The following is a 667-nucleotide window of genomic DNA, read 5'->3' on the forward strand; positions in this document are numbered from 1 at the left end:
CACCACCCAAAAAGGGTTTGGATGAGGCAGTAGTTGTCAAATGCTATTGTCGAATCTAGGTTTTTTGAGGAGGGTGAAGTCGTAACAAGGTAGCCGTAGGGGAACCTGCGGCTGGATCACCTCCTAATATACAATATAAAGAATATTGTTTACATTCAGTTTAACAGTATTTTTATTATTTTAAATGTGCAGCTTACATTTTAATAGATGATAAGTGAAGAGATAACTTCTTATATTATGAAAAGTCCTTTTCATATATAACTGAAGATTAATTATCGATCATATGTACTATCCAGTATAAGCATTAAAACTAATAGTATGTTCATTACTGGCACTTTCTAACTGGAGTAGATTTTAAACACTTAGAATTTACTATTATACGTTAGAATAAGTGTGTATTTAATGAGAATAGCATATAATTTCAAATGGTTTACAATACTTAATACTAAAGATAATGATTTGCTTTGTTTGAATTGTTAAATCTTAACGATTTAATAGTCGCTAAAAACTTTATAATAGGAACTATATAAAATATCAAAATTTTCTTTGATGAAATTTTGTGCATTTATGTAATTTTTATGCCATCTGGGGGATGGCTAGGCTCAAGATTAACTTATGAAGGTCGTGGCAAGCTGCGATAAGCTTTGGCGAGGAGCACGCATCCTTT

Annotated in this window: 2 rRNA genes; both read left to right on the plus strand. The window is 31.3% G+C overall.

The window, feature by feature from the left end:
* A 16S ribosomal RNA gene (locus MSCUN_RS05575) occupies window positions 1-125 on the plus strand; the annotation flags it as partial.
* A gap of 439 nt (window positions 126-564) precedes the next feature.
* Window positions 565-667 (plus strand): 23S ribosomal RNA (locus MSCUN_RS05580); the annotation flags it as partial.

It is taken from the genome of Methanosphaera cuniculi, from assembly GCF_003149675.1.
In the GTDB taxonomy this organism is placed as follows: Archaea; Methanobacteriota; Methanobacteria; order Methanobacteriales; family Methanobacteriaceae; genus Methanosphaera; species Methanosphaera cuniculi.